This window comes from Rhodococcus sp. C3V (assembly GCF_029269915.1).
Classification (GTDB): Bacteria; Actinomycetota; Actinomycetes; order Mycobacteriales; family Mycobacteriaceae; genus Rhodococcus_F; species Rhodococcus_F qingshengii.
Map to the genome: position 1 here is coordinate 398,432 of NZ_JARJBE010000003.1, position 20,281 is coordinate 418,712.

Here is a 20,281-nt window from a genome sequence, read left to right on the forward strand (position 1 = left end):
CATTTTCGAGCGGTACCCCCCCTTTTTCGAGCGCCGGTGCCGCCGCCAGCCATCTACCGCATCGCGTGAACGTATCGCTGCCCTTCTCTGACAGGGGGAGCGATACGTTCACAGGGCGGAGGGTTATCCACAGGTCGGTGTAAATGCCTGATTGGCAAGGGCCTGCGCGGCCGGGAAAGCCCATGATGTCTCCATGAGAAGGGGCGAATGGGGAGACGATCCGAGTTTGCTGATCGTTGCGAGCACGGATGGCGTAATTCGCGTGGCAGAGCTGACCAGACTGGGTGTGTCGGACACAGCGATTGCCGGGCGATGCCGCACGGGCGGTACTTGGCAGCGAATGCTTCCCGGCATAGTTCTGCTGGGGAACGGTTATCCGACGCCGCGCCAGCGCACGATCGCTGCATTGATGTTCTGCGGCCGCGGATCGATGGTCACTGGAAAAGCCGCCATGGCGCAGCATGGCTATCGTCCGCACTCCGGCGAGGTTCAAATCTTGATGCCCATGCATCGCAGGGTGCAATCGACCGGATTCGTCGTGGTCGAAAGGACTGTAAGGCTGCCGACGCCACTGACACGCAGCGGAATTGATTGCGCGCCACTGGTTCGGGCGGTACTCGATGCTGCACGGCGATGCAAGACTTTGGATAGTGCTCGCGCGTTGATTGCAGACGTCGTTCAACGAGGTGACGTTGTGGTTCGTGATCTGTCCAAAGAGTTGGAAGCCGGAAGTATTCGCGGTAGCGCATTGCCCCGCAAAGTTTTGCGGGAGGTGGATGCCAACGTGCATTCGGTGCCGGAGGCAGAGGCCCGCGAGCTGTGGAGGAGAACCGGGCTGCCCGAAATGGTATTCAACCGTGAGATCTGCGACGCAAACGGGAAATTCATTGCAATGCCCGACGGGTGGATCGATTCTGTGGCTTTTGCGTGGGACATCGATTCACTGGACTGGCATCTGTCACCTGGGGACTACCGGGCGACGGTCGAGCGTCGGACTCGTATGCAGAACGCGGGCATCATCGTGCTTCCGACTGTGCCGAGCGCGTTGCGCGCAGAGCCCGAGCGCGTGATAAGCGACCTGCGTGCGCATTTTGCGCTGGCCGCGTCACGGCCGCGTCCGAGGGTGTCAATCAGTGCCAGACCCGGAGGGTGAACGTATCGCTCCCCTTGTCAGAGAAGGGGAGCGATACGTTCACGCGATCGGGGGGGTGGTGTGCAGAGCGGTGGTGTGCAGAGCGGTGGTGTGGGGAGCGGTGCTGTGCAGAGTGGGACGGGATAGGGCACGGGTGCACCGAGAGGGGACGGGAAAGGGGGGTGGGTCAGACAGGGGTGGGTCAGACACCCTTGAACTGGGGCGCCCGCTTCTCACCGAAAGCCCGCGGGCCCTCCTTGGCGTCGGCGCTCATGAACACCTTCATGCCCAGCTGTGCGTCGATCTGGAAGGCCTCTTCCTCGTGCATGCCCTCGGTGTCGCGGATGGTCTTGAGAATCGCCTGCACGGCGAGGGGGCCGTTGGCACTGATCAGGTCCGCGAGCTCCAGCGCCTTGTCGAGGGCCTGACCGTCCGGGACCACGTGGCCGATGAGCCCGATCTCCTTGGCCTCCGGAGCCTTGATGTGACGACCTGTGAGCAGGATGTCCGCCGCGATCGTGTACGGAATCTGTCGCACCAGGCGCACTGCGGAGCCGCCGAGCGGGAAGAGCCCCCACTTGGCTTCGGAGACGCCGAACTTGGCGCTCTCACCCGCGACGCGGATGTCGGTGCCCTGCAGGATTTCGGTTCCGCCGGCGATGGCTGCACCCTCGACGGCGGCGATCAGCGGCTTGGTCAACCGGCGACCCTTGAGGAGGCCTTCGATCTTGGACATGTCGACGCCACCGCCCGCGAAGGAATCTCCCGGCGGCTTGGCGGACATGTTCTTGAGGTCGGCGCCGGCGCAGAAGTCGCCGCCCGCACCGGTGAGGATGGCGACACGGATTTCGGGGTCGTTGTCGACCTGATCCCAGGCGTCGACCATGATCGCCATCATCTCGCCGGTGATGGCGTTCTTACGCTCGGGGCGATTCATGGTCACGATGAGAACGTGGCCACGCTTCTCCACGAGGCAATGCGGCGCGGTTTCCGAAATGTCTGATTTTTCGGTCGTCGAAGTGGACACTGATGGCTCCTGGCGGGTCTGTGAGCTGGCTCTCAAATTGGGTCTTGCCAGAAACGGTAACACGTTCTACTTTGAACTCGTGGCCCTTAACATCGCAGACTTCGTAGAGCACGCAATCGACCTCGTTCCGGACCGCGTTGCGCTGGTCTCGGACAACCGCGAGATGACTTATGCACAGTTGGAGGACCGAGCAAACCGCCTCGGTCACTACCTGCGTGAACATGGCGTTCAGCCGGGTGACAAGGTCGGCATCTACTGCCGGAACGTCATCGAGGCGATCGAGGCCATGGTCGCGGTCTTCAAGATCCGGGCCGTGATGGTGAACATCAACTACCGGTACGTCGAGAACGAGTTGCAGTACATCTTCGACAACTCCGACATGGTTGCGCTCATTCACGAGCGCCGCTACTCGGACAAGGTCGCGAACGTCCTGCCGAACACTCCCAAGGTCAAGTCCGTCATCGTGGTCGAGGACGGCACCGATCTGGACTTCAGTGCTTTCGGCATCGGCTACGAGGACGCACTCGCGCAGAGTTCGGGTGAGCGTGATTTCGAAGAGCGCAGCAACGACGACATCTTCATGCTCTACACGGGCGGCACCACCGGAAGTCCCAAGGGCGTCATGTGGCGTCACGAGGACTGGTGGCGTGTTCTCGGCGGAGGCATCAACTTCGTCACCGGAGTTCCGGTCGAGGACGAGTACGAGATGGCGAAGGTCGGCGCAGCCAACCCGAGCATGATCCGCTACCCGATCCCCCCGATGATTCACGGCGGTTCGCAGTCGGCGGTATTCCACAGCCTCTTCGGCGGTGGAACCTGTTTGATGCACCCGGAATTCGACGCCCACGAGGTGTGGCAGAACATCGACAAGCACAAGGTCAACCTGATCTTCATCACGGGTGACGCGATGGGCCGTCCGATGCTCGACGCACTCATCGCCGGAAACCCGGAGACCGGTGAGCCGTACGATCTTTCGACGCTCTACGTGATGGCCAGCAGTGCTGCACTCTTCTCGCCGAGTATCCAGGAGCAGTTCCTCGAACTGTTGCCCAACCGCCTGCTGACGGACTCCATCGGAGCATCCGAGACCGGCTTCGGTGGACTCGCCGTGCTGAGCAAGGGCCAGAAGCACACTGGCGGTCCGACGGTCAAGATCGACGCCTCCACAACGGTTCTCGACGACGACGGCAACGAGGTCGAACCCGGATCGGGCAAGCGCGGCATGCTCGCTCGCAAGGGCAACATCCCGCTCGGCTACTACAAGGACGAGGTCAAGACGGCCGAAACCTTCCGCACCATCAACGGCGTTCGCTACTCGATCCCCGGCGACTATGCGCAGGTCGAAGCCGACGGCACGGTCACGATGCTCGGCCGCGGTTCGGTGTCGATCAACAGCGGCGGCGAGAAGGTGTACCCGGAAGAGGTCGAAGGCGCTTTGAAGGCGCACCCGGACATCTTCGACGTCCTGGTGGTCGGTATCCCCGACGAGCGCTTCGGTCAGCGCGTTGCCGCAGTGGTCCAGGTACGCGAAGGCACGTCGCCGACGCTGCACGACATCGCCACCGCAGCACGCAAAGAGATTGCCGGATACAAGGTTCCGCGCAGCGTGTGGTTCGTGGACCAGATCAAGCGCAACCCGGCAGGCAAGCCCGACTACCGCTGGGCGAAGGCCGAAACGGAATCGCGCGAGGCCGATGATCACAACGGAAACGGCGCTCCTGTGGCGTCCGCAAACGAAAGCGTGGAAGCCTGATGCGTTCGGATCTCGCCGACAAGTTCGGCATCGAATACCCGATTTTCGGATTCACTCCTTCCGAGCACGTCGCGGCCGCGATCAGCCGCGCGGGAGGTCTGGGCGTGCTCGGTTGCGTCCGGTTCAACGACCCGGAAGAGCTCGAAGCCGCACTGACGTGGATGGACGAGAACACCGACGGTAAGCCGTACGGCGTCGACATCGTCATGCCGGCCAAGGTGCCGACCGAGGGCGGCGCCGTCGATCTCGACAAGCTGATTCCGGAGGAGCACCGCGCCTTCGTCAACCGCACGCTCGACGAGCTCGGTGTGCCGCCGCTTTCCGACGACGTCGAGCATGCGACCGGCGTACTGGGATGGCTTCACTCGGTGGCGCGGTCACACGTCGATGTTGCTCTGGGACACCGGATTGCGTTGATTGCGAATGCACTGGGATCACCGCCGAAGGACGTCATCGATCAGGCACACGAGAAGGGCGTACCGGTAGCAGCGCTGGCCGGCGCCGTCGAGCATGCACGTCGTCACGTCGAGAACGGTGTCGACATCGTGATCGCGCAGGGCTACGAGGCCGGCGGTCACACCGGCGAAATCGCATCGATGGTTCTCGTTCCGGAAATCGTTGATGCACTCGGTGATTCAGCTGCCGTACTGGCTGCCGGCGGTATAGGCAGCGGCCGTCAGGTGGCTGCCGCACTTGCACTCGGTGCGTCCGGAGTGTGGATGGGCTCGTACTGGCTCACCACGTCCGAATACAAACTCGGCAGTGCATCGGGCGAGGGCCCGTCCGCTATTCAGCGTGCACTGTTGGGCGCGACGTCGGCCGACACCGTTCGTTCGCGCATCTACTCGGGTAAGCCCGCTCGGTTGCTCAAGACCAAGTGGACGGAAGCCTGGTCGAACCCGGAAGCACCGGCGCCCTTGCCGATGCCGCTGCAGAACCTTCTGGTCAGCGACGCTCATCAGAGAATCGCTGCATCGGAGAACCCGGAAGTTGTGGCAATGCCCGTCGGTCAGATCGTGGGACGGATGAACGAGATCCGCCCGGTCGCCGAGGTCATGGCAGAGCTGGTGTCCGGGTTCGAGGACGCGCGAACCCGACTGGATTCGATGAAGTAGTAGATGACACGTGCGTGTGCCCTCGGCCGAGTTTCGGCCGAGGGCACACGTCGTTCAGCCGGCGAGGTCGTCCGGTCCGACGGTGTCCGACAACCATTCTCCGCGGCTGAGGGCGCCGTCGTCGCGGCGGCGTGCGATCACGAAAATGACCAGGGCGGCAGCGAGGACAACTGCGAGAACGCGCGAAGGCGTCAGGTTCGGGTTCTTCATACCTGTAATTTTGCCGGAAGAACGGGCGCGATGGTGAGCCAGCGGAGCAAAATCACGTGTTTCGAAATTACTGCGCTTCGGACGCATGGAGACTCGCGATCCGCTCGCGCAGGCCACCGAAGTGCACATCGAGAGTGTGCGCCGCCTCGACTGCATCACCCGTACGGATCGCGTCGAGAATCGCACGGTGCTTCGACGCGATGTCGATCAGTGGCGTATCCGAATGCCCGATGGCCTGCTGTATCTCGCTGTACACCTGCCAGAAGACGTCCATCAACTGACCGAGGACCTGGTTGTCGAGAGGGGAGTACAGGCGGGAGTGGAAGGTCGCATCGATGTCGGAGAAGTTCTTCCCGGCAGCGGCACGGACCTCCATGCCGGTGACGAGTTCGTCGAGGTCGGCGTGGTCGGCCGACGTCATCTCGGCCATCGCCGCACCGATCAGTCCGGTCTCGAGTGCCTGACGAATGTCGACCAGTTCCATCGCCTCGTGCCCGGTGCCCTGCAAGGACAACCGGCCACGGAAGGTCAGGCCGTCGGCGAGAGCGTCGAAGTTGCTAGGGGCGACGAACATTCCGAAGCCGTGACGGATCTCGACGACGCCCAAGGCCTGCAGAACCTTGAGCGCCTCCCGGAGCGTGTTTCGGCCGATACCCAATTCCTCGGACAGTTCGGCCTCGGTGGGCATCGGGTCGCCGGGGGAGAGCCTGCGTTCGAGGATCAAGTTCATGATGTCCGTCTGAAGTGCGCGCATGCGGTTTTGCGCGCTGAAACGAGCGCCCTGTGTGCCACTCCGGACAGACATCGATTCCCCTTTTCTGATACGAACGTCCTTCATCCTATGTCCGGTCATCCGCTCCATTGGTCAACCCACGTCAACGGTGCGTTGCAGGAGGCTGGGCGCCGCACCCAGCAGTTTGGCCGTGTACGCATCGGACGGGCTGTCGAATACTTCCTCGGCCGTTCCCTGCTCGACGATCCGCCCGGCGTTCATGACGACGATGGTGTCGGAGACGTACCGCACCGTCTGTATGTCGTGCGAGATGAACACCATGCCGAGCCCCAACCGAGCCTTGATGTCGCTGAGCAGATTCAGGATCTGCGCTCGCACCGAGACGTCGAGCGCCGACGTCGGCTCGTCGGCCACGATGACGTCAGGTTCGAGCGCGAGTGCACGCGCGATCGCGACACGTTGCCGCTGACCGCCGGAGATCTGGCTCGGGATGACTTCGAGCGCAGATTGGGGGAGTCCGACCAAACCGACCAGCTCGCGAACTCGGGCGGTTCGGCTCGCGCGGTTGCCGATGCCGTGGACGTCGAGTGGATCGGTGAGGATGTCGGCCACCGTCATTCGGGGATTGAGCGCGGTAGCCGGATCCTGGAAGACGATCGAGATCGCTCGGCCGAACTCCTTGCGCACGCCGGCCGACCGGGTCAGAGCGCTTCGGCCGCGAAAGACCACGTCGCCCGACGTCGGCTTCTGCAGTCCGACCATGACTTTGGCCAGAGTGGACTTGCCACAACCCGACTCGCCCACGATGCCGATCGTCGTCCCTCGTCGTACGTCGATACTGACATCGTTGACCGCGTGAACCGTGCCCGGTTTGAACAGTGATCCCGAACGGGTCTTGTGGACGACGTGAATGTTCTTCAGTTCCAGGATGGGTGCTTCAGCTGTAGTCATCGCACGCTCTCCAATTCCGATTCTGTACGTACGGGAGTCGCGGACTGGTTGGCGAACCAATGCTCGGTCCCGTCGACCCGGACCATCTCCGGCTTACGGAGGGGGTCGGAGTCCGGGCGAGTGGAACGCTCGGCGAAACGGTCACCCGCCGCGAAGTTTCCGGGCGAGGGAACAGTTCCCTGAATCTGATGCAGTCGCGGCGCTTCGTCCTCGATAGAGAGAACGGCACCGAGAAGGCCCTGGGTGTATTCGTGGCGGGGATCGACGAGCAGATCACTCGTGGGCGCCGACTCGACGACCTGACCGGCGTACATCACCGTGATCTTGTGGGCCAGGGAGGCTACCAGAGCCAGGTCGTGGCTGACGAAGACCATTGCAAATCCCAGCTTTTCCCGAAGATCGTTGAGCAAGTCCACGACCTGGGCCTGGACGGTGACGTCGAGGGCGGTGGTGGGCTCGTCCGCGACGATCAACCGTGGACTGCGGGTGAGCGACATGGCGATCAGAACGCGCTGGCGCTGACCACCGGAAAGCTCGTGTGGGTAGCTGGCGAGAGTGCGCACCGGATCGAGTCCGACGAGTTCGAGCAGTTCCTCGGCTGTGCGGGTACCGCCGCGCTTGGTGAGCTGCTTGAACTGCGCGCGGATCAGCATCGCCGGATTCAGTGAACTCAGCGCGTCCTGGTAGATCATGGCCATGTCGTGCCCGCGCAGCTTGTTTCGCTCCCGGTTGTTCAGCTCGAGGACGTTGACTCCGTCGAACAGGATCTCGCCGGTCACCACTGCCGCCTTGGGTAGCAGACCCATGATCGCCAGCGAGGTGAGCGACTTTCCGCAACCGGACTCGCCGACGAGCGCCATCGTCTCGTTCGGACGGACGGTGAAGCTCACGTTGTCGACGATCGCGGTGTCTCCGTAGCGTTCCGGGAACCGGATCGTGAGATTGCGGACCTCGAGGAGTGGTGCGGCATCGCCCTCGTACACAAGACGATCGGACCGAGATCGCTCGGTTTCCGCCAGGATCTTCAGGTGAGTTTCGAGAGGAGTCGGCTCGGCGGCCGGTTTCAGGACATCTTTCACGACGCTCGGGTCGGCGAAGTCGTCGATCAACTCCGGAGTGTTGGCGACCGATGCGGCTTCGTCCTCCAGAATGAGTTCGTTGGAGGTCTCCTCCGCTGCGGCGGTCTGCGCTGCTTGGAGTGCGGAGGGCGTCTTCTTGGTCTTCTTCAGACTCGGATCGGCCATCGCGTCCGTCAGGCCCTCGGCGAGCACGTTGAGGGATAGCACCGTCAGAAGAATCAGCAGACCGGGGAACACCGTTGCCCACCAACCACCGAGAAGGACCATGTTCTTGCCGTCGGCGATCACCGATCCCCACGACGGATCCGGGGGACGGACACCTGCTCCGATGAACGACAGGCTGGCCTCGAGCACGATGGCGTCGGCGACCATGACAGTGCAGAAGACGAGAACGGGCGCAGCACAGTTGGCTACGACGTGCTTGACGACGATGTGTGAAGTTCTTGCGCCGATGACCTTTTCGGCCGCGACGTAGTCCTCACCGTACTGAGCGAGAACGTTCGCGCGAACGACGCGAGCCACCATCGGTGTGTAGAGGAACGCGATAGTGACGATCAGAACTGGAATCGAACCACCGAAGGCTGCGACGAGTACGGCAGCGAGCGCGATGCCCGGGAACGCCATGACCACGTCGAGCACACGCATGATGGTCTCGTCGACGCCTTTTCGGCTCGTTGCGGCCACCGATCCGATGAGAGCGCCGGCGCACAGTGCGAGGAAGGTGGAACCGAGGCCGATGGTCAGCGACCAGCGTCCGCCGTAGAGCAAGCGGCTGAACAGATCTCGACCGAGACTGTCCTGCCCGAACCAGTGCTCGGCGCTGGGGCCCGCGGTACCCACCGCCTGTTCGAGCGGGGTGTACTGCGTGATCAGCGGCGCGAAGAGGCAGGCGAGCACGATGATCGCGAGAACCGCCATCGACAGCCAGGCCGAGAGGGGGAAGCGAGAAAAGGTGATGCCGGGTCGCGAAAGCTTCTCGGTGAGTTTTCTTCTCATCATGCTGCGCTCCGAAGTCGTGGATTGACGAGCAGGTAGAGGATGTCGACGGCGAGGTTGACGACGACGAAGCCGACCGCGATGACGATGACAACTCCCTGAACGACTGCGGGGTCACCGTTGGTGACGCCGTTGATCATGAGCTGACCCATGCCGGGCAGGCCGAAGATCTGCTCGATGACCACAGCGCCACCGAGGAGGTAACCGACACGGAGGCCCAGGACGGTGAGCGGGTTGATCAGCGCGTTACGCAACACATTCCGTCCGATCACCACGTGATAGGGCAGGCCGCTGCCGATCGCGGTCCGGACGTAGTCTTTGTCCAACTCCTCGACCATCGACGTGCGGATGATGCGCGTGAGTTGTGCTGCGACGGGCAGTGACAGGGACAGTGCCGGGAGCGCCATGTACCAGAGCCAGTCGCTGACGGAGTCGCTCGGATTGACGTAGCCACCGGTGGGGAACCATCCGAGTTGAACAGCCAGATACTGAATCATCAGCAGTGCCAACCAGAATGACGGTGCCGCCACACCACCGAGGGAGATCACTCGGATGACCTGATCCGGCCAACGATCGCGGAACAGTGCGCTGGTGACGCCGAAGATCAGCGAGAGCACGATGGCGATCACCAGTCCGAGAACCGTGAGCTGAATGGTCAGTGGCAGAGCGGTGGAGATCGAATCCAACACCGGGGTACCGGAAATCAGACTGTCACCCATGTTGCCGCTGACCAGATCGGTCACGAAGTGAACGTATTGCAGCGGAAGCGGATCGAGCAGTCCGTTCTCTTCCTTGAACTGCTGCAACTGTTCCGCAGTCGGGTTGCCACCGTTGAACGCCGCGGTTGCGGGATCGGTGGGCGCGAACTGCATCACGATGAAGACGAACGCGATGATGCCGAGGATCAGGGGGATCAGTATCAGTAATCGCCTGATCAGCATGGGGAGGACTCTTGCCATCGGGGGATCTCTCAGTTGTGGGAAACGGCCGAGCGGGCGGGTATCAGGCCGGCTTCGCCTGAAGCAGGTTGACGCCGGGGTACGGCAGCGGAGTGACGTCGGCGATCTTCTTCGGATCCCACGCAGTCAGGAGCTCCTGATGGAGAACCGGGTAGTAGACAGCATTTTCGGCGATCTGGTTCAGGTACGACTGCACGAGGGTGCTGCGCTTTGCCGGGTCGGTCTCGCGGGTGGCTTCGTCCATGGTGGCGTAGATCTTCTGCGCTTCGGGGGTGTCGTCCCACTTGGCGTAGGTCTTCGTCCACAAGCCGCCCTTGCTGTACGTGTAGCGGACGAGAAGGTCGACGTCGCTGCCGAATGCCTGCGGGTTGGACGTACCGGCGGCGATCTGGAACTTCTGGCCGCTGTTGAGCTTGCTCACCATGGCGCTGGTGTCCTGCGGTTCGAGTGTCGTGTTGAATCCGACTGCGTCCCACGACTCTTTGATGGTCGGCAAGCAGTCGGCCAACCAGCTGACGTTGGTGGAGAGCAGCGTCAGGTCGAGGCCACTGACACCGGCGGCAGCGAGGAGCGAGCGGGCCTTGTCCGGATCGTACGAGTAGACGGTGGACGCTCGCGCGTAGTCGGGGTTGCGCTCGTACAGGTAGCTCGTGGCCGGTGCTGCCTTGCCGCCGAGGGCGATCTCGATCATCTTCGGGGTGTTGATCGCATAGAACATCGCCTGGCGAACACGAACGTCGTCGAACGGTGCCTGAGTCGTGTCGAAGAGCAGGTACATGAGGTTCATGCCCGGGTTGCCCTCGACGGTGCGCCCACCGGAGGTCAGAGTGGGGACGTTGGCGACGGGGATGTTGTCGGCGAGTTGTGCACCGGCATTGTTGCCCGAGACGCGCGCGATGCGTGAGGAGGTGTCGACGATGGAGAGCCAGTTCATGGTCGCGAAGTTGGCCGGACGCGGCCCGTTGTACGCCTCGAAGGCCTCGAAAGCTGTGTTGCTCTTGGGGGTGTGGCTCTTGAGCTTGTACGGACCGGAACCGACGACCAGCGTTCCGGACTTGGCCTCGTCCCAGTGGCCGTCGAAGACGTGCTTGGGCATGATCTTGGCGATCGAGAGACGCTGTGCGGCAGCGCTGAACGGGTAGTTGAAGTTCAGGGTCACCGTTTGGTCGTCGACCTTGGTGACGGACTGCAGCCAGGAGGAGAAGAAGGAGCGGATCAGTACGTTCTGCTGTGGATCGAGGATGCGATCGAAGGTGAAGACGACGTCGTCCGAGGTGACCGGAGTGCCGTCGTGCCAGGTTGCTCCCTCGCGGATTTTCATGGTCCAGCTCGAGGCGGTGGCGTCGGTCGGGACGGCCTGTGCGAGCGCCGCATACGTCTCACCGGTGCCTGGATCGTTTTCGAGCAGTCCCTCGTAGACGTGGTTGACCGCTGCCATGAGGAAACCGGATGCAGTCTGCATCGGGTCGAAGCTCTGGTCGTTGCCGTATCCGATGGCGGTGGTCAGATCGCCGGTGCTCGCGGAACCGCCGACAACCGAGGTCGATGACGGCCCGCCGCCACACGCCGCGAGAGTCGCGGTGATACCTGCTGCAGCTCCCAGTAGCCCGGTGTACCGGAACAGGTCTCGGCGGGTGAACGCGGAGCTCAGCGGTCGTTCGTTCTTCAAGGCGGCCTCCAAGGCGGGGAGCGGGACATCAAGGGAGTGGATAGGGGATGTCCTATGTTCGACGTCCGATGTTGCGTAACTTACATTGTGGATCAGAAAGCGTCTAGAGAATCTTCGGAACTGGCGGCGCCGAACTTCGACGTTTTGCCGGTTTCGAGCCAAAAATAGTGCGCTCACCTGCATAGATGAAGACTGTGTTACCGGCGTCGAATTGACGAGCGATGACGCTGGCCGTATAACATAGGACATCCCTCATCCAATCTTTGGAGACTTCATGACCCGATACAAAGTCGGTGTGGTCGGTTGCGGATTCTTCGGTAGTTCCCTCGCTCGCGAGCTGGCTGCCCATCCACGTTTCGAACTGACGATGCTGTGCGACCGTGACTTCGAGCGGGCCAAGGACGTCGCCGCAGAGTTCTCGGCAACCCCGACAGACGATCACGACGCGGTGGCCGCTCACCCGGAGTTGGCCCTCGTTGTCGTCGCGACGCCCAATCACGCGCACGCCGAACCTGCCATCGCGGCGCTCGAACACGGCAAGGCAGTTTTTGTCGAGAAGCCACTCGCCGTCGAACTGGTCGATGCGCAGAACATGATCGCGAGCGCTGACGCGAGCGGTTCGCCGTTGATGGTCGGGCACATCATGCGGATGATGCCGGGTGTACGACGTCTGGCGGACCTGCTGGCGTCGGGGGAGCTCGGCGAGGTCGCTGCGATCGAAACGTCTCGCTCACGCTGGATCGACACCGACGGCGCAGATCCACAGTGGTGGAAGCTCGACAAGAGCCGAACGGGTGGAGAACTGACTCACGAGATTCACGAACTGGACCTGATGTGCTGGCTCGGCGGCGAGGTGACTGCCGTGTCGAGCATCGCCACCGCGGACGACGGCTTCCGCAACACAGTGGTGTCGTTCGCCGGCGGCGCGATCGGCAGACACACCATCTCGACGCGTTCACACACTTCGTCGTGGCAGCTGACCGTCGATGCCACCGAAGGTTCGGTCCACGCGGACTTCCACACCGGCCGGGTCAGCCGACTGCGCGGGGGACAGGTCGTAGAGTCGTGGCCGATCTTCGACGTCGACGCCGAGAACCAATCGTTGATCGACGCTGCGAGCAGGACGCAGAAGTACAACTCGGGAAACGGAGGATCCTCGCTGTGGATGCAGGCTGCGATTCGTCACGAAATCGACGAGATGGCAGCAGTTCTCGACGGCAAGGCTGATCCCGACTCGCCGTTGACGTACGCACGTGAACGCGCACTCGTCGTCGCCGAACAGGTGCGACTCGGTGGCGGCGAACCGGCAGCGCTCTCGGGAAGTGCCAAGTGACGGTGCGTGTAGCCGTCATAGGTAGCGGCGGAATCGCGCGGGACCACGTCAGCGCCTTGGCGCGCATCCCGTCGGTCGAAGTCGCCTACGTATTCGGCAGTGACTTGGACCGGGCCGCATCGGTTGCGGCGTTGGCGCCGGGCGCGAAGGCCAGTACCGATCTGGCGAAGATTCTCGCCGACCCGAGCGTGCAGGCGGTCAACGTCGTCGGGGCCACTCCCGACCACGCACCCGTGACGATAGCCGCGGGCCGCGCGGGAAAGCATGTGCACGTGGAGAAGCCGGCCGCGCTGACAGTCGCGGACTTCGACGCCATGGTCGAGGCCACCGAAGGTGGCGGCACCTCACTGATGGTCGGACAGACCGTACGATTCCAGCCGTCGATCACCTCGATCGGAAACTCGGTTGCACAAGGTGCCATCGGCGACCCCCGGTTGATCCATCTCAGTTGGTACACCGGCCATGTCTGGCCAGGGGGCTGGCGAGGCTGGCAACACGACAAGGAACGTTCGGGTGGTCACCCCGTTCACAACGGAACCCACGCACTCGATCTGGTGACGTGGCTGATCGGTCGTCGTCCGACCCGTGTGTTCGCTCGTAGTTTCCCCACCTTCGCGGCGGGGATGCCCGTGCACGACAGCTTCCATCTGACCGTTCGCTTCGAGGACGGATCGCTGGCTCTCATCGAATTGGCCTACGCGCTACCACAATCGGGAAAGATGGTACGCCGGATCGTGGTGTCGGGGACTTCCGGCACGCTCGCGCACGACACCGGCGACGACCCGGGACTGATGACGGACACGACCAACGCGCCGCCGTCGTCGATCGAGGACGCGATGTCGCATCAGATGCGCCACTGGATCGCCACTCTCGACGGTTCAGCGACCCCGATAGTCGAGAACTGGCAGGTGCGTGCAGCTCTCGCTACGGCCATCGCTGCACAGCAATCACTCGACACCGGCCGCGCGATCTCGATCGGAGAACACCAATGACCGGCACCGCTTCGATCCGCGTCGGATTTGTCAGCGGCGTAAGGCATGCCGGCTCCTATGCAGACCTGTTGCGTTCCGATCCTCGAGTGAGCCTGGTCGGGGCCTCCGACGAATCCTCGGTCCCCAATTGGATTCGTGAGGACGGAATCGCGATGGCAAAGGCCGCAGACATCGAGTGGATCGACGAACTCGGCGAGCTGCTCGACCCCGAACGGATAGACCTGGCGATCATCTGCAGTGAGCCGACCAGGCATGCACGGCTTGCGATTTCCGCACTGAACGCGGGACTCGACGTCCTGGTGGACAAGCCGGTGGGTATCGACGAGTCGGAGGCCGCGGCGGTCGAGGAAGCGGCACGGTCGAACGGGCGAATCTGTACGGTGGTGAACCGCACTCATTCACCTGCGCTCCGGCGACTGCGCCGCTGGATCGACGCCGGAAATCTCGGACTGCCGCGCCACGTGGACATCGAGTTCCTCGCAAGCGGAACACATTTCGCGACGTCCGTCGAGCGTCCCGAACTGGTGGTGGATCCCGCGCTTTCCGGCGGGGGAGAAGTAGTGAACTTCGCCGGTTACGCCGCCGACTACCTCAGATACCTCACCGGCCTGGACGTCACCGAGGTGTACGCCGAGACGAGCACACTGTACGGCGGGGCCCACCAGCAGTTCGGCGTCGAAGACACGGCGTTGATCTCGCTCGCCCTGGAAAACGGAGTCACCGCGACGGTGACCGTCGGAAGAATCCCCGCAGCACCGGGTTTCGGCGCGAATACCGCGACGGTTCGGGTCCTCGGCTCCCACGGATACGCGAGTTCCGACGACGACAAACCTGCCGTGACCCACTTCGTCGCCTCGGGAGACGTGACCGCACTACCCAGCGGCGGCTTCGGTTCCGACAACGCGGTGTCGAGCTTTCTCTCTCACGTGCTCGATCGACTTCCCACACGGACCGAACCCGACTACACCGTGGCAGACGCCCGAGCGTCGATGCGCGTGATCGATGCTGTCTATCTGTCCGCGTCGAGCGGTCAGCCGGTCTCCGTTTCTCCCTGACAGCCGCACCCACAACTCAATCCGACAACCAACATATGGAGACCCCATGAGCACGGAAACCACCACCTTCAGCGGAATCGTCCCGCCGATCGTCACACCACTGACGCTCGAGGGCGAGGTCGACACCACGTCGCTCGAACGCCTGCTCTCACTGCAGATCGAAGCCGGAGTCGACGGCTTGTTCGTCCTCGGTTCCTCGGGTGAGGTCGGTTACCTCACCGACGCTCAGCGCGCCCAGGTGGTGCAGACGGCCATCGGTCACGTCGGCGGCCAGGTACCGGTCCTCGTCGGAGTGAACGACATGACCACCAACCGGGTCATCGCCGTCGCCGAGCAGGCGCGCGAGGCTGGTGCGGATGCCATCGTCGCGACGGCGCCGTTCTATGCGATCACCGACGCAGCCGAGACGGCAACGCATTTCCGCTCCATCCACGCCGCAGTGGATCTTCCGTTGTTCGCCTACGACGTCCCGGTTCGTGTCCACAGCAAGCTCAGCCCGGCAATGCTGGTCGAGCTCGGTCGCGAGGGAGTCATCGCCGGCGTGAAGGATTCGAGCGGCGACGACGTCAGTTTCCGTATGTTGCTCCGTCAGTCGGCCGGGCTCGAAAACTTCGCCGTCTTCACCGGGCACGAGGTAGTCGTCGACGGATGCCTGCTGATGGGTGCTTCGGGCGCAGTGCCCGGCCTGGCCAACGTGGACCCGCACGGCTACGTACGACTGTGGCGCGCTGCGCAGGCAGGAGACTGGGCCGCAGCGAAGGCCGAGCAGGATCGACTCACCGATCTGTTCTCCATCGTCGAGGCGCCGACACCGGGTCGCGTCAGTGCCGGTGCCGCGGGTCTGGGCGCGTTCAAGACGGCTCTGGCCCTGCGCGGCGTCATCACCGGCAACACGATGTGCGCGCCGATGCTCTCGCTCGACGAGTCCGAGACCGCAACGATCAAGGTCGTTCTGGAACAGGCCGGGCTCCTCTGACATGACATCTGGGCAGAAGCGATGGATCGGTATCGACATCGGCGGCACCAAAGTGGCTGCCGCGGTGGTGACGTCCGACGGAGACGTGATCGACACCGTTCGTGCGGCAACACCGACGGCGGGTAGGGAAGCCGTTCTCGGGACCGCTACGGCGTTGATCGACCGTCTGAGGGCGAATCACACGGTAGCCGGAATCGGAGTCGGTGCACCGGGAATCATCGATCGGGTGCGTGGCCGCGTCGTCTTCGCCTCCGACATTCTGTCCGGATGGAGTGGCGCCGAGGTTCGCGGAGAACTCGAGGCACACTCAGGCCTACCGGTGACGGTGGACAACGACGTGCGCGCGATGGCCCACGGCGAGAACATGATCGGCGCCGGACGCGGTCGAACCTCTGCACTGTTCGTCTCGATCGGTACCGGAATCGGTGGCGCGTTGACCGTGGGCGGTCAGCTGTACCACGGTGCCCACGGAACAGCCGGCGAACTCGCGCATCTGTTGGTTCCGGTTTCCGGGGCGATAGGTTGCGGTTGCGGTAGAACCGATCACCTCGAGGCAGTCGCGTCTGGCCCGGCGATGGCAGCCGAGTACGCAGCGCGGGCGGGTGTGCCCACTCAACCGTTACAGGCAGTGGTGGCGCTCATGCACTCGGGCGATCCGATCGCCCGTGCCGTGGTCTCCGACGCCGGTACTCTGCTGGGCCGCGTCCTGGCCGGCGTCGCCACCGCATTCGATCCCGAGGTGATCGTCATCGGCGGCGGTGCAGCCCAGATCGGAGCCGACCTCCTGTCGCCGCTGACCTCCGCTTTCCGGGTGGAAGCGATGGGCCCCATTGCCGAAACTGCCATTCTTCCTGCCCGTTTGGGCACCGATGCGCCGCTCGTCGGCGCTGCGCTACTGGCCGCCGCAACACGAATCGAGGTAACACCGTGACTGTCGAAGAATTGCTCACGATCATCAGCGGGAAGCTGATCGTGTCCTGTCAGGCCGGACACGGCCATGCCCTGCGCGACACCGGGACCATCGAGAGGATGGCCCGCGCCGCGGTCGACGGCGGAGCAGTGGCGATCCGCTGCGGCGGTGTGGGCGGAACCCCGGATGTCGCCGCAGTCGTGTCGGCAGTGAAGGTACCGGTGATCGGTTTGACGAAGATCGGCTCGGAGGGCGTGTTCATCACGCCGACAAGGGAATCAGCCCTCGAAGTCGTGGATTCGGGTGCGCAGATCGTGGCTGCCGACGCCACGCTGCGGCCTCGTCCGGACGGGCTGACCTTTGCCGACACCGTCGACGCGGTCCATGATCGCGGCGGCCTCGTCATGGCCGACTGTGGAACACTCGAGGACGGCATCGCTGCCGCCGCGGCGGGCGCCGACGTCATCTCCAGCACACTGGCGGGATATACCGAGAACAGCCGACGGCTGGCCGGCCCGGACCTGGAGCTGATCTCGGAACTGCGGCAGGCACTTCCAGATGCAGTCCTCATCGCCGAGGGGCGGTACCACAGCCCGGAGGATGCGGCACGCGCCATCGCCCTGGGTGCAGACTCGGTGGTTGTCGGAACCGCAATCACGGATCCGGCGTTCATCACGTCGAAATTTGCAGCCGCAGTATCGGGCGCCGGAAGGCAGAGGGTGTGACCCCGACGTCGAAGGCTTTGAAGTCCAGGACTGCTGAACGGATTCGACTGGAAACTTTGCTCGTAGACTCCTCGACGCCGATACGGTGGGTCTTCACCGGCGACAGCATCACTCAGGGATTGACGCACACCGACGGTCATCGAAGTTACGTCGAACACTGCGCCGAGCGCATCCGTGGTGAGCTTTCCTTGTTCAACCACGTCCTTGTCAACACCGGGGTGAGCGGCAATCGATCCTCCGATGTGCGTGCGGGTTTCGCACACCGCATCGAGGTGTTCGAACCCTCGGTGGTGTTGATCATGCTCGGTACGAATGACGCATTGGATGGCGAAGAAGGACTGGAGCGGTTTCGAGACGACCTCTTGGACACGATCTTCCGGACACGAGCGATCGGTGCGGTGCCGATCCTGCAGACGCCGCCACCGATCGACGTCGAGAATGCGCCCACCAGAGCGGGATTGGTTCAGTACGTCGAGGTCGTGCGGCAGGTTGCCGCCTCGACGCGCGTGGTGTTCGTCGACCACTACGCGCAGTGGACGGCCCATTCTCCCGAGGGCCCACCGCCGGCTCTCCTGGCTGACGCATTCCATCCGAACGAACAAGGGCACTACGTGCTCGCGGACGCCGTGCTCCGTGAGTTGTCGATCGCGGATACCGAAGTTCCCGTTGTACCGCAGGTGATGTCGTGATGCATCGTGGACAAATTCTTCGTGGACAACTGGTGACCGGTGGGCAACTGCTTCCGGACGGTGTCGTCGAGATTTCCGGTGATCGTGTGGTGTGGGCCGGGCCCGCGTCGCAGCGAACCGACCCGTTACCCGAACGGGCAGCTGCGGGGACAACGATCATCCCGGGGTTGGTGGACGTTCACTGCCACGGCGCCGGCGGATTCGGTTTCCCCGAGGCAGACGAGTTCGGATCCACCGTGGCTGCCGATCACCACCGGACGAACGGCACGACCTCGGTGATCGGCTCGCTCGTCTCCGCGCCGCCGCAGATCCTGCGCAGTCGCATCGAGCTCCTGGCAGGACTGGTGGACGAGGGCACGCTGGCCGGAATTCACCTGGAAGGTCCATTCCTGTCGGTACTCCGTTGTGGCGCCCAGGATCCCGACAGCATTCTCGACGGCGACCCGGCTCTGCTCGAGTCGCTGCTCGAAGCCGGCCGCGGGCACATCCGCTCGATGACGATCGCTCCGGAGACAGCACACTTCGGCGAACTTGCCTCATTGCTGGAGCGTCACCGGGCCGTCGTGAGTATCGGACACACCGATGCGTCCAACCCGATTGCGACACGTTCGATCGCACACTCGGCGCATGCACCGCTCAGTGCCACTCACCTGTTCAACGGTATGGCTCCGATGCATCATCGCGCTCCCGGCGCAGTGGCGGCGTGTCTTGCCGCGGCCGCGAAAGGACAGATGGTGGTCGAGTTGATCGGGGACGGAGTACATCTCGCCGACGAGACGGTGGCGACGGTGTTCGATCTGGTCGGTCCGCATCAGATCGCGTTGGTCTCCGACGCGATGGCTGCCGCCGGAATGCCCGACGGCCGTTACCCACTCGGGCCTCTCGACGTCGACGTGATCGATGGCGTGGCGCGATTGGCCGGCCAGGGGGAAACGGCCATTGCCGGCGGGACGAGTCGGTTGATGGACATAGTCCGCCGGGCTGTTAATCACGCCGGCGTCGATCTGCTTTCGGCTGTCATCGCAGCGACGGCAACGCCTGCTTCGCTGATGGGGCTGGCCGGAATGGTCGGCGATCTCGTGCCGGGTTGCCGCGCCGATCTGATCGTCACCGGTCCAGAACTCGAAACCCGCGCCGTCATGGCCGCTGGGAACTGGCTCATGAACTACACCGAAAGCTGAGGAATCAACCGATGGAAATTGTCATTGTCGACAGTGCGGAGGCGGCCGGCACCGTTGTTGCCGACATCTTCGAACACGCGGTGCATTCAGGTGCACGGACTTTGGGCCTGGCGACAGGATCTTCACCGCTCTCGGTGTACCGCGAACTCGCGCGCCGTCACCGCGAGGAAGGGTTGAGTTTTGCCGGCGTGCAGGCGTTCCTGTTGGACGAATACGTCGGCCTGCCGGAAGGCCACCCTGAGTCGTATGCCCAGGTTATCCGAACGGAGCTGGTGAATCACCTGGACCTGGACGCGGCAAGGGTATTCAGCCCCGACGGAACCGCGTCGGATCCATTTGCCGCCGCGGCAGCCTACGACCGGGCGATTGCGTCGAATGGTCCGGTGGACGTACAACTTCTGGGCATCGGCGGCAACGGTCACATCGGTTTCAACGAACCGACGTCCTCGCTGAATTCGAGGACCCGGGTCAAGACGCTGACGGAACAGACTCGAACCGACAACGCCCGATTCTTCGAGAGTCCGGACGACGTACCACGGCACGTGATCACCCAGGGCCTCGGAACTATCTGCGAAGCAAAGCATCTGGTGATGATCGCGACCGGCGAGCACAAGGCCGCTGCGATTGCCGCTGCCGTCGAGGGGCCGCTGGCCGCGGTGTGCCCGGCATCGGTCCTCCAACTGCATCCACACGCGACGGTGGTGATCGACGATGCAGCGGCATCACAGCTTCGGCTCACCGAGTTCTACAAAACGGTGTCGGCGCACAAACCGCTTGCTCAGCACTACTGAGATAT

Annotated in this window: 19 protein-coding genes; 12 read left to right on the plus strand and 7 right to left on the minus strand. The window is 63.4% G+C overall.

Translation table 11 applies throughout. The features are described 5' to 3' along the window. The first annotated feature begins 193 nt into the window (after window positions 1–193). On the plus strand, window positions 194–1,153 hold the full coding sequence (locus tag P3G66_RS10830) for a hypothetical protein (RefSeq protein ID WP_007734274.1): 960 nt from the start codon (window positions 194–196) through the stop codon (window positions 1,151–1,153). A gap of 181 nt (window positions 1,154–1,334) precedes the next feature. Here the strand turns inward: P3G66_RS10830 and P3G66_RS10835 are convergent, their stop codons facing one another. After that, entirely contained in the window at window positions 1,335–2,159 is an 825-nt protein-coding gene (locus P3G66_RS10835) for a crotonase/enoyl-CoA hydratase family protein (protein ID WP_007734275.1), read from the minus strand. Window positions 2,160–2,238: 79 nt separating this feature from the next. Here P3G66_RS10835 and P3G66_RS10840 point away from each other — a divergent pair, with 79 nt between their 5' ends. Together P3G66_RS10840 and P3G66_RS10845 are read left to right on the plus strand one after the other, a co-directional pair. Next, window positions 2,239–3,912: an acyl-CoA synthetase gene (locus P3G66_RS10840; protein ID WP_039973409.1), complete on the plus strand. Its 1,674-nt coding sequence runs from the start codon at window positions 2,239–2,241 to the stop codon at window positions 3,910–3,912. Then, on the plus strand, window positions 3,912–5,027 hold the full coding sequence (locus tag P3G66_RS10845; protein WP_116057216.1) for a nitronate monooxygenase family protein: 1,116 nt from the start codon (window positions 3,912–3,914) through the stop codon (window positions 5,025–5,027). The genes P3G66_RS10840 and P3G66_RS10845 overlap by 1 nt, the downstream gene beginning before the upstream one ends. 54 nt (window positions 5,028–5,081) lie before the next feature. Here the strand turns inward: P3G66_RS10845 and P3G66_RS10850 are convergent, their stop codons facing one another. From P3G66_RS10850 to P3G66_RS10875, 6 genes are all read right to left on the minus strand, one after another. Beyond that, entirely contained in the window at window positions 5,082–5,237 is a 156-nt protein-coding gene (locus P3G66_RS10850) for a hypothetical protein (RefSeq protein ID WP_003945810.1), read from the minus strand. Between the two features lie 67 nt (window positions 5,238–5,304). Then, a complete protein-coding gene (locus tag P3G66_RS10855) occupies window positions 5,305–6,042 on the minus strand; it encodes an FCD domain-containing protein (protein WP_050655749.1) in 738 nt (245 codons plus the stop codon). A gap of 60 nt (window positions 6,043–6,102) precedes the next feature. After that, entirely contained in the window at window positions 6,103–6,921 is an 819-nt protein-coding gene (locus P3G66_RS10860) for an ATP-binding cassette domain-containing protein (protein WP_065456127.1), read from the minus strand. Then, entirely contained in the window at window positions 6,918–8,996 is a 2,079-nt protein-coding gene (locus P3G66_RS10865) for a dipeptide/oligopeptide/nickel ABC transporter permease/ATP-binding protein (protein WP_249342998.1), read from the minus strand. The genes P3G66_RS10860 and P3G66_RS10865 overlap by 4 nt, the downstream gene beginning before the upstream one ends. After that, on the minus strand, window positions 8,996–9,955 hold the full coding sequence (locus tag P3G66_RS10870; protein WP_003945671.1) for an ABC transporter permease: 960 nt from the start codon (window positions 9,953–9,955) through the stop codon (window positions 8,996–8,998). The genes P3G66_RS10865 and P3G66_RS10870 overlap by 1 nt, the downstream gene beginning before the upstream one ends. Window positions 9,956–9,998: 43 nt before the next feature. After that, window positions 9,999–11,624 (minus strand): ABC transporter substrate-binding protein, encoded by a 1,626-nt coding sequence (locus P3G66_RS10875; protein WP_007734285.1) that lies wholly within the window; start codon window positions 11,622–11,624, stop codon window positions 9,999–10,001. A 274-nt stretch (window positions 11,625–11,898) separates the two neighbouring features. On the opposite strand from P3G66_RS10875, the gene P3G66_RS10880 reads away from it, so the two are divergent. Genes P3G66_RS10880 through nagB form a run of 9 tightly spaced genes read left to right on the plus strand, consistent with a single transcriptional unit; the run spans window position 11,899 to window position 20,276 of the window. Next, complete coding sequence (locus P3G66_RS10880) at window positions 11,899–12,957, plus strand: Gfo/Idh/MocA family oxidoreductase (RefSeq protein ID WP_042449499.1); 1,059 nt, start codon at window positions 11,899–11,901, stop codon at window positions 12,955–12,957. Beyond that, a complete protein-coding gene (locus P3G66_RS10885) occupies window positions 12,954–13,949 on the plus strand; it encodes a Gfo/Idh/MocA family oxidoreductase (RefSeq protein ID WP_042449501.1) in 996 nt (331 codons plus the stop codon). The genes P3G66_RS10880 and P3G66_RS10885 overlap by 4 nt, the downstream gene beginning before the upstream one ends. Then, window positions 13,946–15,004, plus strand: a complete 1,059-nt coding sequence (locus tag P3G66_RS10890) for a Gfo/Idh/MocA family oxidoreductase (protein WP_276116529.1) — start codon at window positions 13,946–13,948, stop codon at window positions 15,002–15,004. Before P3G66_RS10885 ends, P3G66_RS10890 begins: the two co-directional genes overlap by 4 nt. A gap of 46 nt (window positions 15,005–15,050) precedes the next feature. Further along, window positions 15,051–15,980: a dihydrodipicolinate synthase family protein gene (locus P3G66_RS10895; protein WP_007734313.1), complete on the plus strand. Its 930-nt coding sequence runs from the start codon at window positions 15,051–15,053 to the stop codon at window positions 15,978–15,980. Window position 15,981: 1 nt separating this feature from the next. Beyond that, on the plus strand, window positions 15,982–16,911 hold the full coding sequence (locus P3G66_RS10900; RefSeq protein ID WP_058039191.1) for an ROK family protein: 930 nt from the start codon (window positions 15,982–15,984) through the stop codon (window positions 16,909–16,911). Beyond that, window positions 16,908–17,615 (plus strand): N-acetylmannosamine-6-phosphate 2-epimerase, encoded by a 708-nt coding sequence (locus P3G66_RS10905; RefSeq protein WP_047269588.1) that lies wholly within the window; start codon window positions 16,908–16,910, stop codon window positions 17,613–17,615. The genes P3G66_RS10900 and P3G66_RS10905 overlap by 4 nt, the downstream gene beginning before the upstream one ends. Continuing rightward, a complete protein-coding gene (locus P3G66_RS10910; RefSeq protein WP_042449509.1) occupies window positions 17,612–18,304 on the plus strand; it encodes a GDSL-type esterase/lipase family protein in 693 nt (230 codons plus the stop codon). The genes P3G66_RS10905 and P3G66_RS10910 overlap by 4 nt, the downstream gene beginning before the upstream one ends. Beyond that, entirely contained in the window at window positions 18,304–19,485 is a 1,182-nt protein-coding gene (locus tag P3G66_RS10915) for an amidohydrolase family protein (protein ID WP_073512001.1), read from the plus strand. Before P3G66_RS10910 ends, P3G66_RS10915 begins: the two co-directional genes overlap by 1 nt. A gap of 11 nt (window positions 19,486–19,496) precedes the next feature. Further along, on the plus strand, window positions 19,497–20,276 hold the full coding sequence (gene nagB / locus P3G66_RS10920; protein ID WP_003945641.1) for a glucosamine-6-phosphate deaminase: 780 nt from the start codon (window positions 19,497–19,499) through the stop codon (window positions 20,274–20,276). Window positions 20,277–20,281: the final 5 nt, after the last annotated feature.

What these genes read in the sequence shown, in the direction of transcription:
- P3G66_RS10830 (WP_007734274.1), top strand. Translation starts at nt 194, where the DNA reads ATGAGAAGGGGCGAATGGGGAGACGATCCGAGTTTGCTGATCGTTGCG.
- P3G66_RS10845 (WP_116057216.1), top strand. Translation starts at nt 3,912, where the DNA reads ATGCGTTCGGATCTCGCCGACAAGTTCGGCATCGAATACCCGATTTTC.
- P3G66_RS10850 (WP_003945810.1), bottom strand. Translation starts at nt 5,237, where the DNA reads ATGAAGAACCCGAACCTGACGCCTTCGCGCGTTCTCGCAGTTGTCCTC.
- P3G66_RS10855 (WP_050655749.1), bottom strand. Translation starts at nt 6,042, where the DNA reads ATGTCTGTCCGGAGTGGCACACAGGGCGCTCGTTTCAGCGCGCAAAAC.
- P3G66_RS10860 (WP_065456127.1), bottom strand. Translation starts at nt 6,921, where the DNA reads ATGACTACAGCTGAAGCACCCATCCTGGAACTGAAGAACATTCACGTC.
- P3G66_RS10865 (WP_249342998.1), bottom strand. Translation starts at nt 8,996, where the DNA reads ATGAGAAGAAAACTCACCGAGAAGCTTTCGCGACCCGGCATCACCTTT.
- P3G66_RS10870 (WP_003945671.1), bottom strand. Translation starts at nt 9,955, where the DNA reads ATGGCAAGAGTCCTCCCCATGCTGATCAGGCGATTACTGATACTGATC.
- P3G66_RS10880 (WP_042449499.1), top strand. Translation starts at nt 11,899, where the DNA reads ATGACCCGATACAAAGTCGGTGTGGTCGGTTGCGGATTCTTCGGTAGT.
- P3G66_RS10890 (WP_276116529.1), top strand. Translation starts at nt 13,946, where the DNA reads ATGACCGGCACCGCTTCGATCCGCGTCGGATTTGTCAGCGGCGTAAGG.
- P3G66_RS10895 (WP_007734313.1), top strand. Translation starts at nt 15,051, where the DNA reads ATGAGCACGGAAACCACCACCTTCAGCGGAATCGTCCCGCCGATCGTC.
- P3G66_RS10900 (WP_058039191.1), top strand. Translation starts at nt 15,982, where the DNA reads ATGACATCTGGGCAGAAGCGATGGATCGGTATCGACATCGGCGGCACC.
- P3G66_RS10915 (WP_073512001.1), top strand. Translation starts at nt 18,304, where the DNA reads ATGCATCGTGGACAAATTCTTCGTGGACAACTGGTGACCGGTGGGCAA.
- nagB (WP_003945641.1), top strand. Translation starts at nt 19,497, where the DNA reads ATGGAAATTGTCATTGTCGACAGTGCGGAGGCGGCCGGCACCGTTGTT.